This window comes from Bacillus cereus group sp. N12 (assembly GCF_016483575.1).
In the GTDB taxonomy this organism is placed as follows: Bacteria; Bacillota; Bacilli; order Bacillales; family Bacillaceae_G; genus Bacillus_A; species Bacillus_A toyonensis.
Map to the genome: position 1 here is coordinate 18,900 of NZ_JAEHBO010000013.1, position 14,641 is coordinate 33,540.

A 14,641-nucleotide genomic window follows, 5' to 3' on the forward strand; every position below is an offset into this window, starting at 1 on the left:
GTCTTAAAAGAAGAAGACTACCAACTATTTAGGAGTTTTAAGTAATGATAGTAAATGAAATGTACTTCCGTTCCCGCACACAATGTAGTACATATTTTACTGTTAGTCTAAGTACTACACAGATTTTTATACATATGATGTTATTGTTTTAGGAGTATATAGGGGGAGAGAAAATGAGAAAGTTATTAACGGTAATTGGACTTACATTTTTAATGTTGGCTGGATGTAGTAATGGGAACTTTGAAAAAGCAATGGATGAGGGAAAGACTGCACTAACGAATAAAGAATATAAAACAGCCTTATCGTCATTTGAACGAGCGCTAGATGAGAAAAAAGATGATTCAGATGTAAAAGTACTTATAGAACAAACGAAAGCAATGATTGAAGCAGTGAAGTTAAAAGAGGAAACAAAGGTAGAAGAGTCAATCAAGTCATTTGAAAAAGTAGAGAGCGTGAAGAATGGAAGTAATACGCTGATAAAACAAGCGAAGGAAGAACGAACAGCATTACTAGCCATCTTAGAACAAAAAAAGAAATATAGCGAGCAACTGACGAAAAGTGAAGAGTTCATAAGTAAGAAAAATTATGCAGAAGCGAAAGAGATATTAGATAAGCTAGTTTCCGAAACGAAAGGTAACAAGAACTTTGAAGAATATAATAAAAAAGCTGTAGGATTAGTTACTAAAATTGGTGAAGAGGAAAAAACTGCAAAGAGTGAAACAGCAGCACCGAAGGCACAAAAAACAGATGCAGGAACGAGTCAAAAAGTGGAGCCTGAAAAGAATCAAAAGGTAGCAACAGAAAAGAACCAAAAAACAGAGACAGAGAAGAATCAAAAGGTAGAGACAGGAAAGAATCAAGATGCATTTACTTTTGAGAAAGCTAAAGAATATATTAAAAATGAATATAAAGAAGAATATGATTACACGCTAGAGAATACGCAAGTAGAAAATGGAAAGAAATATTATCAAATAAGAGTGCGTACGACATATAAAATAGAAGGTGCAGCTGGATCAGGATTTACTGGTGTATTCAAAGTATTCGAAGATGGTACAATTGTTGAAGTGCACTAGATTGATGAAAAGAATATGATACAAAACAGTAATCTGTCAAAAATAGAGATAATAAAAAGGTATCCTTCAAGTACGAGGATACCTTTTTACATTTTAAATCGTTCTTTATGACTAATCTTTAATTATTAATCCGAGTAATGTTGCAAACTGAATAGCTTGATATGATGATACTTTACATCCTCTTAGATTGTTCACTGAAACGGTAAGTGTATCAAAATTAGAAGAACTAATATCTATTCCCTTCAGTGATGTTTGATCAAAATTTGCTTCGTCAAGGCTACATGAATTGAATTCAACTTTTTTTAGTTTACAGTCAAAAAAATCTGCATTATTTAATGAAGTTTCATTAAATATGATCTTTTCTAGTTTAGAATTTCCAAGTGAAGCTAAATTCAAAATTGAATTTTCAAATGTAACATTTCCTAAGCTAGATTCCGTAAAATTAACGCCAATTAATTTACTGTTTTTAAATTCGACTCTGTGAACAGAAGAGTTGCTTAAATTAACATTTGATAAATCGCAGTTCTCAAAACAAACATCTGTAATATCAATATTGCTAAAGTCTGTATTGGTAAACTTACAATTTTTTATCACTGCATTATATAAACGCACTCTATCTACAGATTCATTTTCAAAAGTGGAATCGATGATTTCACACATTTCTAATGTTGAATCTTCTTCATAAAAAATATCGTGAAAATTCTTTAAAGATAACTCTGGCGAAATTTTTGGTCTATCAATTTTCATATTATATCCTTCTTTCATTGAATTAGTTAGCTAGAAAAAATGTATCATCTATTTTAACCTCTTTTTTAAATAAATTCGATGATTGTAATGGCACCTAGTAACTTTTCTAAGACTGCCAAGTTGATTTTTAAACTCACTTATTTATAATCTTTTCTTTTAAGGTTTCCATATTTTACACGACCCATTTTTTATTATCCTTCCACTAACTTTAACGATAAAATAATAACGTCTCCCTTTAGAGGAGAGTCAAGAATAAGGGGGCAATATAAATTGGAAAATTTATTTTCTATTGGTGAAGTTGCTAATATGAAAGGCATTACAATAAAAGCTTTAAGATATTATCATCAAACAGGCATTCTTATCCCAGTATATATTGATGCAAAAACGGGTTATAGATACTATTCGGTAGATCAATTTGTTTATATTGATATAATTAAAGTTTGTAGAGCTTTAGGAACGAGTACGAAAGAACTGCAAAAAATTTTCACGGAAAAGAATATGGATGAATTATTAAAATTTTTAGCATTAAAAAGAGAAGAAACTGAGCAAAAGATAAAAGAGATGCAAGCAGTCATTCATACGATTGATAAACTAGATAATAGTGTACAAGTCGCTAAAAAGGTACTAGTACATAATCAAATAACAATACAGTATTTTGAGAAACGTTATATCGTCACTGCTCCATGCAAAGAAGTGGGTAATTTTAAAGAATTCCTTTATTATTCAGAGGTAGATAAAATTATTCAGGAGAGAAATTTAGAAACAACGATGGAGATTGGTATAGCATATACGGTTCATTCAAAATATAGATTTGAACCAAAGTATGCTTTTTCTGTGTTATGTAAATATGATTACACACAGAAAGAGCAAAATATAGATATCTTACCAGAAGGTAACTATTTAACGCTGGCCTATAAAAAGAATAATAAAGAAGAAAGTATGGAGAAATTAAAAGATTATATAGAGAAAAATAATGTAACAATTAAAAATTGCATTGAAGTGGAATTATTAGATGAGTTTTTTAGTACGGATTCTTACAGTTGCCAAATGCAATTGCTTATAGAGAATGAATGAAAACGAACTTTAGAGTATACTCAGAAATAATATAAACTAGAAAATGAAGCTGGATTATGTAAGTACAATTGTTGAAAAGGTATCCTCACATACTTTGAGGATGCTTTTTTAGTATAAAAAAAGGCATCTAGCAAAAGTACTAGATGCAAATAAAAAACACAAGGGAAGACAAAATTCTTCCCTTTTCCCGTATGTAATTATATCAAAAAATTTATAAAAAACTAGCTTTATTTTTTATATAATTGATGTGTGAAGCCGTGAAAGGAAAAGATTACACTATTTTCGTAGTTTTTTGTTAAAAAAAGGAGCTGTACATATGATTAATTTTAAACCAGAAAATTTAAATCAATTATTAAAAGTGACGCTCATAAGTGCGAATAAGTCTTATGATGCGATTAAAGATTATGAGTTTACAAAAGAAGCAGTAGTATTCCGTATAGACTTCGAATATATTGACGTTTCTCTTATGATTGTAGATATGCTAGGAAGATCGGCGGCGAGATTTAACATTTTGCCATTTGCTAAACCAGATACGAATGAGATAGATTACATCCAGTTTCAAGTGTATTCGATTAATGAAGGGAATTTTAAAGAAATGCTTGATACGATGTAAAAAACTATAATTTTACAAAAATGTATATACCAACTAATATATAAGTAATACATTCATATAATTGGAGTGATGAGATGCAGCCGTTAGAAAGGGAGATTCATTCTAATATGCTGAAAGTGTGGCGAATTCACGCTTTAATTGGGGCGGCAGTTATACTAGCAGTCGTAATTGCGTATTTCTTTTTTATGATTAACTTTAACTGGTGGGGTTGGCTGTTCGGATTGTTAGTAACAGGCGCTATTACATTTATCCCGCTTGATTATTTTGTATTTCCAAATTTACGTCAACGCTATTATAGTTACAGATTAAATGAAGAAGAGATTGAGATTCAAAAGGGAATGTTCGTTGTAAAACGTGTACTTATTCCGATGATCCGTGTGCAGCACGTAACGATTGAGCAAGGGCCGATTATGAGAAAGTATAATTTAGCAGAATTACACATTTCAACAGCAGCAACTTCTCATAGTATTCCAGGTTTAACGAAAGAAGAAGCAGAACAACTGAAAAGACAAATTGGAGAACTTGCGAAAGTGAGTGATAAGGATGTATAAGAGGCAACATCCGATCACGATATTATTGGGTATTCGAATTTCGGGTTTATTTCCTTTTATCCTTCTTGTAATATTTCGCTCAGATGAAAATGAGCCTTGGTATTTATTTTATTTTGTTTTATTGTTTCTTTTATTCGTGATGGCTATTTTCTCCGCTGTGAAATGGTATTTCAAAGTGTACTGGATTGAGAATAATATTTTACATATAAAGCATGGTGTGTTTGTAAAGAAAGAAAGCTACTTAAATAACGAACGTGTGCAAAATGTTAGTACATCTTCTAACATCATTTATCAAATACTTGGACTTACAAAATTAAATATAGAAGTTGCAGGCGGCGGTAGTGAGCCAGAAGTGATGTTAGCTGGTATTAAAGAAGATGAAGCGAAGGAACTAATTGCTTTATTGCATAAAGAAAGAAGCGTTGTAGCTGAAGAGGTGCCTGCGGAAGAAGGTAGTAAGACAGTTTATCAGTTAAAAGCGAAAGAAATTTTATTCGCATCTATTACATCTGGTAGATTTGGATTAGTGTTTTCTATGTTAGTAATCCTTTACACAGAGTTTAATCAATTTCTACCAGAATGGCTCATCAATAAAGTGGAAGCGTATGTGATGGATAACGGTGTATATGAATTAATCGTTATGGCCGCAATTTTAATGGCAATTTCTTGGGTTATTTCAACAGCAGGCTATGCGTTAAAATATGCAAACTTTAAAATTGAGCGAAACGGAAATGAAATTCGCATCGTACAAGGGTTATTTGATAAGAAAGAGTTTGTGTTAAAATTGCACCGTATTCAAGCAATTACTGTGAAAGAAGGCATTCTCCGTCAGCCTTTCGGTTATTGTTCTGTCGAAGTAGAAGTCATTCAAAGTATAGAATCCGCTGGGAATGAAGTGATGTTACATCCTTTTATGAAGAAAAAAGATGTGCAGCAGTTACTCGCATATTTACAGTTGCCGTATGAAATGGAAGAGGAAATCGTTCATTTACCGAAAACGGCATTGCGCCGTTACATCATCATGGGCTGGATTACAACTGCTGTGCTCGCTGTGCCGATCGTTAGTGCGAGTATATATTTCAAACAATATATCGCGTTATTCACTCTTATCCCGCTATGTATCGGAGTTACAATACTCGCATACGCTCGTTATACTAGCGGCGGTTATATGATGAGAGAAAATCAATTAACGATGGTGTACAGAGGTCTTGCGAAATATACAGGAATCATGCGTAGAAGGCATATTCAAGCGGTGGGGTACAATCAATCATATTTTCAAAAGAAAGACGAGTTATGTACAGCTGCCGTATCGGTAGCAGGGCATCGTTATAAAGTGAAGCACATGCGAAAAGAGGACACACTTCGTATATATAATTGGTACAAAGAAAAAGGAAACACCGGTGCGTAGTGGTGTTTCCTTTTTTGTTATTAAATGGATATCTTTAGTCGAATCGTTGATATATTTCAAGATGTGATAGATATATTCGAAAAATCGTTGATATATTTCAAGATGTGATAGATATATTCGGAAAATCGTTGATATATTTCAAGATGTGATAGATATATTCGGAAAATCGTTAATATAATTTCACGTACTGATAGTGTTGTATTACTTTTTAATTAAACTAACACATCAAAAGTAGTCACAAAAGAAGGACGAGAGAAAATACTCTTTTGCTGTTCTGCATGTGGATGCACCTGAGCCTGTGATTGTCCCTCTGCTTGTGCAGGACGTTTTTTATGAGCGTTTTCGAATGAACGTGATTCTGTCCAGTCTTTAAAGTTTTGCTCTGTTTCCCACATCGTTAAGATGACATATGTATCGTTACTTAATGGGCGTAGAACGCGGATCGCTTGAAATCCTGGTTCGTTTTCAATAAGGCCTGCACGGTTTTTAAAACGGTTTTCAAATACAGGGCGACCTTCGTCTGTGACAGAAATGTTGTTACAAACGATATAGCCAGGTTGTCCTTTAAATTCGCCAACAGCATCTAGTACGTCATATTGAAGAGATCCTTCTACAGATTCTTCTGTATTTTCTTTATAAAACATATCTTTTTCATTATTTTTTGCAGTGAAATGTGCTTGTTTTAGAGGTGTTTCGTATGAAATAATAGCCTTCATTTTAATGCCCCCTTACTTATTTGTTTCTATTATATCAACTCTCTTAAAAAACTTCGAAGATTATATACATAAAGATACTTCTTTTTCAAATAATAAATGTACCATCATTTGGAAAGAAGGCCGATGTATGAAGAAAGTAAAGTGGACTTTATTAGGTGGGTTAGCGACGCTTGTATTAGCGATTGTAATCTATAAACTTATTGTGTTAGCTGGTGGCTATATGATGGATGAAAAGCAGCTCGTTTTCCACTCTTCATCACGTATCGTTGACCAGAAAGGGAAAGAAATTACGAAATTATACGTAGAAAATAGAGACCTCGTACCAATCGAGCAAATTCCAAAATACGTGCAGCAGTCGTTTATTGCGGTGGAAGATTCTCGTTTTTATGAGCATCAAGGAATTGATTATCCGTCAATATTCCGTGCTCTTTATAAAGACACGTTAGCTGGAGAGAAGGTCGAAGGCGGTAGTACGATTACGCAGCAACTTGCTAAAAATGTCTTTTTAACTCGTGAAAAAACATTTACGCGTAAGTTGAAGGAAGTCGCAATCTCCCTTCAATTAGAGCAAAAATATACGAAGCAACAAATTCTTGAAATGTATATGAATCATATTTATTTTGGACATGGAGCTTACGGTATTCAAGCTGCAGCAAAGTTGTATTTTAATAAAAATGTAGAAGATTTAACAGTAGAAGAAGGGGCAATGCTTGCAGGTCTTCCGAAGTCACCAAACGGATATTCACCGTATTTCTCTCCAGAGAAGAGTAAGGAGCGCCGTGATCTCGTATTGTCACTTATGCATAGACAAGGTTATTTGACTGCTGAAGAAAGCGTTCGCTATCAAGGAAAGACAATTGCTCTATATAAAAACTTAGATGAGAATGAACTCGCATATATGCCGTATATTGATATGGTCATAGATGAAGCGGCTCGTTTATACGGATTGTCTCATCAAGAAGTACTTCGCGGAGGATATACGTTTGTCGTATCGATGGATGAAAAGATTCAAAAGGTGGCGTATAACCAGTTTCAAGATGCGCGAAATTTCCCTGGTAAAGAAAATGGGGCGCAAGGTGCATTTTTATTAATGGATAATCGTACGGGCGGGATTAAAGCTGCGATTGGCGGAAGAAAGTATGTCCCGAGAGGATTTAATCGTATTTTTGCAAAAAGGCAACCGGGCTCTGTTCTGAAACCACTTATCGTCTATGCACCAGCATTAGAAACGAAAAAGTATAATCCGTATTCGTTATTAACAAATGACAAAGCTTCTTTTGAAGGTTATGAACCTCGAAATTACAATCGTCAATATACGAAAGAAATGACGATGTATGATGCGATTTTAGATTCAGCAAACGTACCGGCAGTTTCTTTATTAAATGAGTTAGGGGTCGAAGAAGGAAAGCAATATTTAGAGAAAGGAAAAGTTCATATTGCAGATACTGGGTTAAGTACAGCGCTTGGCGGGCTGAAAAACGGTGTTTCACCATTTGATCTTGTAAAAATGTATCGTGCATTTTTAGCAAACGGCAATATTATTGAGCCGCATGTTATTGATAAAGTGTTAAATAGACACGGCGCAGTCATTGGAGAATCGCCAAAAGTAGAGACGAAAGTCTTCTCGAAACAAACAGCATGGTATATGACGAAAATGTTAGAAGGAGTTGTAAAGGAAGGGACAGCCAAAGTAGGTGTCTATAACGGTGCGTTGGCTGGAAAAACGGGTACCACTTCAATTCCTAATGATGATAATGGAGCAAGGGATATGTGGTTTGTTGGATATACGCCGAATTTAGTGGGAGCAGTTTGGGTCGGCTATGATCACACGGATAAAGAGCACAAATTGCAAGGCGAAAGTGCAGCTGCAACGAAGTTATTTAAGAAAATTTTAACGAAGGCAAATGTAGAACAGAAAGAAAAGTTTATGCAGCCAGAAGGTGTAGAAACGATTGGTGCCCCAATTCGTTTACGCAAGATTGAAGATGTAAAGATGAAACTATCATTTAGTCCTTTCGGTTTATTTAAAGCAAAATTAAACTGGACACCACTTCCAGATGAAAGAATTATGTATCGAATTTATAGAGTGGAAAACGGAATTCATACGCATGTGAGTACTGTAACAGGTGTCGGAGAATATGAGGAAAAGTTTATTAACATATTCTCAAAACCGAGTTTTTACGTTGTGCCATTTAACACACAAACGAACCGTGAAGGAGAAAAGTCAAAAGTAGCTAAACCGTAGATTTTCTCTGTGTTATAATAAGAATGTTGTGAAAATAGTAAGCGGTTTTACGAATGTTTGTGTCAATTTCATGAACAACGTACATAATGTTATGCATTTTGTTTTTACAAGCTGTATAGTAAAAAAAGATAAATATCGGAATAGAACGTATTTAAAGCAAAAGCATTGGTAGGGAAGGGAGCAAGGGTCTTGGTAAGAACTATAAATGAGACATTTTTAAAAGCATGTAGGGGGGAACGTACAGAGTATGTACCAGCATGGTATATGCGTCAAGCAGGTCGTTCGCAGCCGGAATATAGAAAGATAAAAGAAAAATATTCTTTATTTGAAATTACACACAATCCAGAGTTATGTGCTTACGTTACAAAGTTACCAGTTGATCAATATAACGTAGACGCAGCAATTCTTTATAAAGATATTATGTCACCACTACCTGCAATTGGTGTGGATGTAGAAATTAAATCTGGTATTGGACCAGTAATTGATAATCCAATCCGTTCTTTACAAGACGTAGAAAAACTAGGGGAAATCAATCCAGAAGATGACGTACCATACATATTAGATACAATTCGTTTATTAACGACAGAAATGTTAGACGTACCGTTAATCGGTTTTTCAGGAGCTCCATTTACATTAGCGAGCTATATGATTGAAGGCGGTCCATCTCGTAACTACCATAATACGAAAGCGTTTATGTATGCAGAGCCGAAAGCTTGGTTCGCTTTAATGGATAAGCTTGCTGATATGGTTATTACATATTTAAAAGCGCAAATTAACGCAGGAGCAAAAGCAGTTCAAATTTTCGATTCATGGGTTGGAACAGTAAATGTAGTAGATTATCGCGTATTTATTAAACCAGCAATGGAACGTATTTTTGCAGAAGTTCGTACGATGGGTGTACCGATGATTATGCACGGCGTAGGAGCTGCACACTTAGTGAATGAGTGGCACGACTTACCGCTTGATGTAGTCGGCTTAGACTGGCGCTTACCGATTGAAGAAGCGCGTGCACGCGGCGTTCATAAGGCGGTACAAGGTAATATGGATCCTTCGTTCTTACTTGCACCATGGTCTGTTATTGAAGAACATGTAAAAGGTATTTTAGATCAAGGGATGAAGCAGCCGGGTTATATCTTTAACTTAGGTCACGGTGTATTCCCAGAAGTAAATCCAGATACATTAAAACGTTTAACTACATTTATTCATGAGTACTCTAAAGAACAGTTAGCGAAGTAAAGGAGATTGGCTGTATGAAAAAGAAAATTGGTTTGCTTGTAATGGCATACGGAACGCCATATAAAGAAGAAGATATTGAACGTTACTATACACATATTCGCAGAGGAAGAAAGCCAAGTCCTGAAATGCTAGAAGATTTAACAGAGCGTTACCGTGCAATTGGTGGTATTTCTCCTTTAGCTACTATTACATTAGAGCAAGCTAAAAAGTTAGAAATGCGTTTAAATGAAATACAAGATGAAGTAGAGTACCGCATGTATCTTGGTTTAAAACATATTGAACCGTTTATTGAAGATGCGGTACAAGCTATGCATAACGATGGAATAGAGGATGCAATCGCACTTGTTCTTGCGCCTCACTATTCTACATTTAGCGTGAAATCATATGTTGGACGAGCGCAAGAAGAAGCTGAGAAACTTGGAAACTTAACAATTCATGGCATTGATAGCTGGTATAAAGAACCGAAGTTTATCCAGTATTGGGTCGATGCAGTGAAAGGTATATATAACGGTATGTCAGAAGCAGAACGTGAAAAAGCAGTATTAATCGTATCTGCTCACAGCTTACCAGAGAAAATTATCGCACTCGGCGATCCATATCCAGATCAATTAAATGAAACAGCTGATTATATTGCAAGGGGCGCTGAAGTAGCAAACTATGCAGTAGGATGGCAAAGTGCAGGAAACACGCCAGATCCTTGGATCGGTCCGGATGTACAAGATTTAACGAGAGAATTAAATGAAAAGTACGGTTATACTTCATTTGTTTATGCACCAGTTGGATTTGTTGCGGAACATTTAGAAGTTTTATATGATAATGACTTTGAGTGTAAAGTGGTGATTGATGAAATTGGCGCGAAATATTATCGTCCAGAAATGCCAAACGCATCGGATGCATTCATTGATTGCTTAACGGATGTTGTATTAAAGAAAAAAGAATCTGTATTGTAAGAAGAAAGGGGGAGCCTGCTTGAGGAAAAAAGTTGTGATCATCGGCGGTGGTATCACAGGATTAACAGCTATGTATCACTTACAAAAAGACATTCGTGAGAAGGACTTGCCGATAGATACATTACTTGTAGAAGCATCGGGTAAACTTGGCGGGAAAATTCAAACCGTTCGAAAAGATGGATTTACAATTGAACGCGGACCGGATTCTTTTTTAGCACGAAAAGAAAGTGCGTCTAGATTGGTGAGAGAATTAGGTCTTGGCGATGAACTTGTAAATAATAGGGCCGGTCAATCATTTATTCTCGTAAACAATCGGTTACATAAAATGCCGAGTGGATCAATGATGGGAATTCCAACGCAAATTACGCCGTTTCTATTTTCCAGGTTGTTCTCCCCAATTGGTAAATTAAGAGCTGGTTTTGATCTGTTAATGCCTAGATCAAAACCAGTATCTGACCAATCACTCGGGCAGTTTTTCAGACATCGCCTCGGAAACGAAGTGGTTGAAAACTTAATAGAACCATTACTATCGGGTATTTATGCAGGGGATATTGATGAAATGAGCTTAATGTCGACCTTCCCGCAAATGTATCAAATTGAGCAGAAACATCGCAGTATTTCACTCGGTATGCGTACGCTCGCTCCGAAAGAAGAGAAGGCTGAACCGAAAAAGGGAATCTTCCAAACGGTGAAAACAGGTTTAGAATCTATAGTAGAATCTCTCGAAGTGAAGATGCATGAAGGTACGATAATAAAGGGAACTCGCATTGAAAAAGTTGCAAAACTGGGGGATGGTTACACGATTACTCTTAGTAACGGAAAAGAAATAGAAGCGGACGCCATCGTAGTGGCAAGCTCACATAAAGTATTGCCTTCTATGTTTGCGCAGTATAAACAATTTCGTTTCTTCCGCAACATTCCGTCCACATCAGTTGCGAATGTAGCACTTGCTTTTCCGAAATCAGCCATTCAGCGCGATATTGATGGAACGGGATTTGTCGTATCACGAAATAGTGACTTCTCCATTACAGCATGTACGTGGACACATAAAAAATGGCCGCATACAACGCCAGAAGGTAAGGTACTTCTTCGCTGTTACGTTGGACGCCCTGGTGATGAAGCGATTGTAGAACAAACAGAAGAGGAACTCGTTCAGCTCGTACTAGAAGACTTACGAAAGACGATGGATATTATAGAGGACCCGGAGTTTGCAATCGTAAGCCGCTGGAAAGAAGCGATGCCTCAATATACAGTAGGTCATAACGAGCGAATGAAAAAGCTTACAACATTTATGGAGAAAGAATTGCCAGGTGTGTACTTAGCTGGAAGTTCTTACGCTGGTTCTGGTCTGCCAGATTGTATTGGGCAAGGTGAGTTGGTAGCGCAACGTGTGTTATCACATATTGAAAAAATAGTAGAATGTGAACGAGATGCTTTGAATGTATAAAAAACTACCACTTCCTAATGAAGTGGTAGTTTTTTATTGGAAAATAGAAGTTTGTACCTTACATATTCCATCTGTTTTTAGCATAAGTAATTTTTGTTTTAAACGTATAGCTGAGATTAATTTTTTGTAAAACTTGTCGAAATATAGTTCTATATAACGAATCATTTGTTATGATAGATATGCTGAGAAAATATGAAATAGGGAGAGGAAAATAGCTGTGAAGAAATTGTTAAGTGTCTTTTTATCATTATTACTATTACTATCATTTACTGGAACTTTAGCACAAGCAGAAGAAACTACTTCTATGTCGGTAGAAAAAGCAATTCAAGTATTCAAGCAGCAAGGAAAAACGAAGGGGATAGTGGAAGGATATATTGTCGGATATACGCAAAGTCCTTCTAAGTACACGAAGGATCCGGCTAAGTTTGACGACACAAATGTGGCAATTGCCGATTCACCAAACGAAACAAATCCAGATAAAATCATGCCTGTTCAGTTGCCAAAAGGCGATGTGAGATCGGCAGTGAATGTGAAAGATCATCCTGAAAATATTGGGAAGAAAGTTAGCTTAACAGGGACGCTTGAATTATATTTTAGTAGTCCGGGTTTAAAATCAGTAACAGCGCATAAGTTTCAAGGGGAAGAACAAAACCGTGTTAGCGATGTAGTGGCTTCACCTGGGGGCGGGGAAGTTGCGAAAGGAACAGCGGTAACATTAACAACGAATACAGAAGGAGCAACAATTTACTATACGTTAGATGGTTCTAATCCTACAAATAAAAGTGTTCGCTATAACGGACAAATTGTAGTGAATGAAAATAGTGTAGTGAAAGCAATCGCAGAAAAAGAAGGTCTTACTTCTTCAGCGATTTCGACATTTTCATTTATTATCGTAAACAATGAACCAGTTCGTATTCATGATATTCAAGGGAAATCACATATTTCTCCTTACAAAGGGAAGAAAGTAAACAATGTGGAAGGCGTTGTAACAGCGCTTGATAAAAATGGTTTTTATATAGAAGATAATAAACCGGATAATGATCCAGCTACTTCAGAAGGTATGTACGTATACAAAAAAGATGCAAATGTAGCAGTTGGAGACCTTATTCAAGTTGATGGAGAAGTAGAAGAATATGTTGGGCCTGGATATGCAGAAAGGTTTGAAACAGACTTAACAACGACGGAAATTAAGGCGAGTCGCGTTGCTGTAATCGCAAAAGATCAACCTTTACCAGCACCCATCGTACTCGGAGAAAACGGTGTGAAAATTCCTGATCAAATTATCGATAATGATGCATTCGGTTTATTTGATTCAAATGAAGATGCAATCGACTTTTATGAAAGTATAGAAGGTATGCGCGTTACGATGCCAACACCAAAAATTATTGCACCTCAGAAAAACGGAAATTTATATGTAACAGTAAAAAATAGCGGGGATAAAGTAGTAACGAAATATGGTACACCTCTTTTAGATGAAAATCAATTAAACCCAGAGCGTCTTTCTGTAAAAGTACCTCGTGATTATGTAGCAAAAGTAGGAGATACTTTCACAGGAGATATAACAGGGGTAGTAGGATATGATTACGGTTCGTTCCGTATTTCGCCAGTGACGGAATTACCATCTGTAGTGGACGGTGGGTTTAAGCGAGTAGGGGCAAATATTCAGCCACGTCTTGATAAATTAACAGTTGCTACATATAACATTGAAAACTTCTCAGCAAATAAAAAAGAAACGACGGACGAAAAAGTAAAAGAGTTAGCGTATTCTATTAAATACAATTTAAAAATGCCAGATATTATCGGTGTAGAGGAAATGCAAGATAATAATGGATCAATTAATGATGGGACAACAGATGCTTCATTAAGCGCAAAACGTATCATTGATGCAGTTCTAGAAATTCGCGGACCGAAGTATGAGTATGTAGAAATTGCGCCAAGCAACAATCAAGACGGGGGAGCGCCTGGAGCTAATATTCGCGTCGGTTTCTTCTATAACCCATCACGTGTGAAATTAGCAACAGTACCGAAGTTACTTGATAAAAATGTAGTTCGTATTGGAGACGAAAATGCATTATTTGATAGTACACGAAAACCGTTAGCAGCAGAATTTACATTCCAAGGACAAAACGTTGTTGTCGTTGCAAATCACTTAAACTCAAAACTAGGAGATGCAACGCCATTTGGAAAAGTGCAGCCGCTCGTATTAAAGAGTGAAGAAAAACGAATTCAATTAGCGCAAGAAGTAAATCATTTCGTACAAGGTATTCAGAAAAAGAATGCAAATGCACCTGTTGTTGTATTAGGTGATATGAACGATTTTGAGTTCTCGAAACCACTAAAAGCATTAGAGGGAACAATCTTAAAAGATATGCTAAACACTGTGCCGAAAGAGAATCGTTACACGTACATTCATGAAGGGAATGCACAAGTGTTAGATCATATTTTAGTAACGAACAACATCGCACCGCACACAGTTGTAGACCCAGTACACTTAAACTCAAACATTATGAAAGAGCATGGACGTGTAAGCGACCACGACCCAGTACTTGCTCAAATTGATTTGAAGAAAGCTTCTTAAAGT

12 protein-coding genes are annotated in these 14,641 nt (G+C 36.0%); 10 read left to right on the forward strand and 2 right to left on the reverse strand.

What is annotated here, in order from left to right:
• Window positions 1–173: 173 nt before the first annotated feature.
• On the forward strand, window positions 174–1,073 hold the full coding sequence (locus JDS92_RS09490; protein ID WP_097958815.1) for a hypothetical protein: 900 nt from the start codon (window positions 174–176) through the stop codon (window positions 1,071–1,073).
• A 111-nt stretch (window positions 1,074–1,184) separates the two neighbouring features.
• Here JDS92_RS09490 and JDS92_RS09495 read toward each other — a convergent pair whose 3' ends face one another.
• Entirely contained in the window at window positions 1,185–1,820 is a 636-nt protein-coding gene (locus tag JDS92_RS09495; RefSeq protein WP_000687251.1) for a pentapeptide repeat-containing protein, read from the reverse strand.
• Between the two features lie 270 nt (window positions 1,821–2,090).
• Here JDS92_RS09495 and JDS92_RS09500 point away from each other — a divergent pair, with 270 nt between their 5' ends.
• The 4 genes from JDS92_RS09500 (at window position 2,091) to JDS92_RS09515 (ending at window position 5,466) form a co-directional block, all read left to right on the forward strand.
• Window positions 2,091–2,894, forward strand: a complete 804-nt coding sequence (locus JDS92_RS09500) for a MerR family transcriptional regulator (RefSeq protein ID WP_000429187.1) — start codon at window positions 2,091–2,093, stop codon at window positions 2,892–2,894.
• Window positions 2,895–3,210: 316 nt separating this feature from the next.
• The gene (locus JDS92_RS09505) at window positions 3,211–3,507 is read left to right on the forward strand and encodes a hypothetical protein (RefSeq protein WP_000606830.1); all 297 of its coding nucleotides are present in this window, start codon (window positions 3,211–3,213) and stop codon (window positions 3,505–3,507) included.
• Between the two features lie 74 nt (window positions 3,508–3,581).
• Window positions 3,582–4,058 (forward strand): PH domain-containing protein, encoded by a 477-nt coding sequence (locus JDS92_RS09510; protein ID WP_001182713.1) that lies wholly within the window; start codon window positions 3,582–3,584, stop codon window positions 4,056–4,058.
• Window positions 4,051–5,466, forward strand: a complete 1,416-nt coding sequence (locus tag JDS92_RS09515) for a PH domain-containing protein (RefSeq protein WP_199631865.1) — start codon at window positions 4,051–4,053, stop codon at window positions 5,464–5,466. Before JDS92_RS09510 ends, JDS92_RS09515 begins: the two co-directional genes overlap by 8 nt.
• A gap of 212 nt (window positions 5,467–5,678) precedes the next feature.
• Here JDS92_RS09515 and hmoB read toward each other — a convergent pair whose 3' ends face one another.
• The gene (gene hmoB, locus JDS92_RS09520; protein WP_199631866.1) at window positions 5,679–6,182 is read right to left on the reverse strand and encodes a heme-degrading monooxygenase HmoB; all 504 of its coding nucleotides are present in this window, start codon (window positions 6,180–6,182) and stop codon (window positions 5,679–5,681) included.
• A gap of 127 nt (window positions 6,183–6,309) precedes the next feature.
• Here hmoB and JDS92_RS09525 point away from each other — a divergent pair, with 127 nt between their 5' ends.
• The 5 genes from JDS92_RS09525 (at window position 6,310) to JDS92_RS09545 (ending at window position 14,638) form a co-directional block, all read left to right on the forward strand.
• Window positions 6,310–8,427 (forward strand): transglycosylase domain-containing protein, encoded by a 2,118-nt coding sequence (locus JDS92_RS09525; protein ID WP_199631867.1) that lies wholly within the window; start codon window positions 6,310–6,312, stop codon window positions 8,425–8,427.
• Between the two features lie 189 nt (window positions 8,428–8,616).
• Complete coding sequence (gene hemE / locus JDS92_RS09530) at window positions 8,617–9,663, forward strand: uroporphyrinogen decarboxylase (RefSeq protein ID WP_070172836.1); 1,047 nt, start codon at window positions 8,617–8,619, stop codon at window positions 9,661–9,663.
• Between the two features lie 14 nt (window positions 9,664–9,677).
• Window positions 9,678–10,613, forward strand: a complete 936-nt coding sequence (gene hemH / locus JDS92_RS09535) for a ferrochelatase (protein WP_199631868.1) — start codon at window positions 9,678–9,680, stop codon at window positions 10,611–10,613.
• Between the two features lie 19 nt (window positions 10,614–10,632).
• Window positions 10,633–12,060 carry a protoporphyrinogen oxidase gene (hemY, locus tag JDS92_RS09540; protein WP_199631869.1) on the forward strand — a complete coding sequence of 476 codons (1,428 nt, stop codon included), beginning with the start codon at window positions 10,633–10,635 and terminating at the stop codon, window positions 12,058–12,060.
• Window positions 12,061–12,271: 211 nt separating this feature from the next.
• Window positions 12,272–14,638, forward strand: coding sequence for a DUF6359 domain-containing protein (locus JDS92_RS09545; protein WP_199631887.1), 2,367 nt, complete (start codon window positions 12,272–12,274; stop codon window positions 14,636–14,638).
• Window positions 14,639–14,641: the final 3 nt, after the last annotated feature.

What these genes read in the sequence shown, in the direction of transcription:
- JDS92_RS09490 (WP_097958815.1), top strand. Translation starts at nt 174, where the DNA reads ATGAGAAAGTTATTAACGGTAATTGGACTTACATTTTTAATGTTGGCT.
- JDS92_RS09495 (WP_000687251.1), bottom strand. Translation starts at nt 1,820, where the DNA reads ATGAAAATTGATAGACCAAAAATTTCGCCAGAGTTATCTTTAAAGAAT.
- JDS92_RS09505 (WP_000606830.1), top strand. Translation starts at nt 3,211, where the DNA reads ATGATTAATTTTAAACCAGAAAATTTAAATCAATTATTAAAAGTGACG.
- JDS92_RS09510 (WP_001182713.1), top strand. Translation starts at nt 3,582, where the DNA reads ATGCAGCCGTTAGAAAGGGAGATTCATTCTAATATGCTGAAAGTGTGG.
- JDS92_RS09515 (WP_199631865.1), top strand. Translation starts at nt 4,051, where the DNA reads ATGTATAAGAGGCAACATCCGATCACGATATTATTGGGTATTCGAATT.
- hmoB (WP_199631866.1), bottom strand. Translation starts at nt 6,182, where the DNA reads ATGAAGGCTATTATTTCATACGAAACACCTCTAAAACAAGCACATTTC.
- JDS92_RS09525 (WP_199631867.1), top strand. Translation starts at nt 6,310, where the DNA reads ATGAAGAAAGTAAAGTGGACTTTATTAGGTGGGTTAGCGACGCTTGTA.
- hemH (WP_199631868.1), top strand. Translation starts at nt 9,678, where the DNA reads ATGAAAAAGAAAATTGGTTTGCTTGTAATGGCATACGGAACGCCATAT.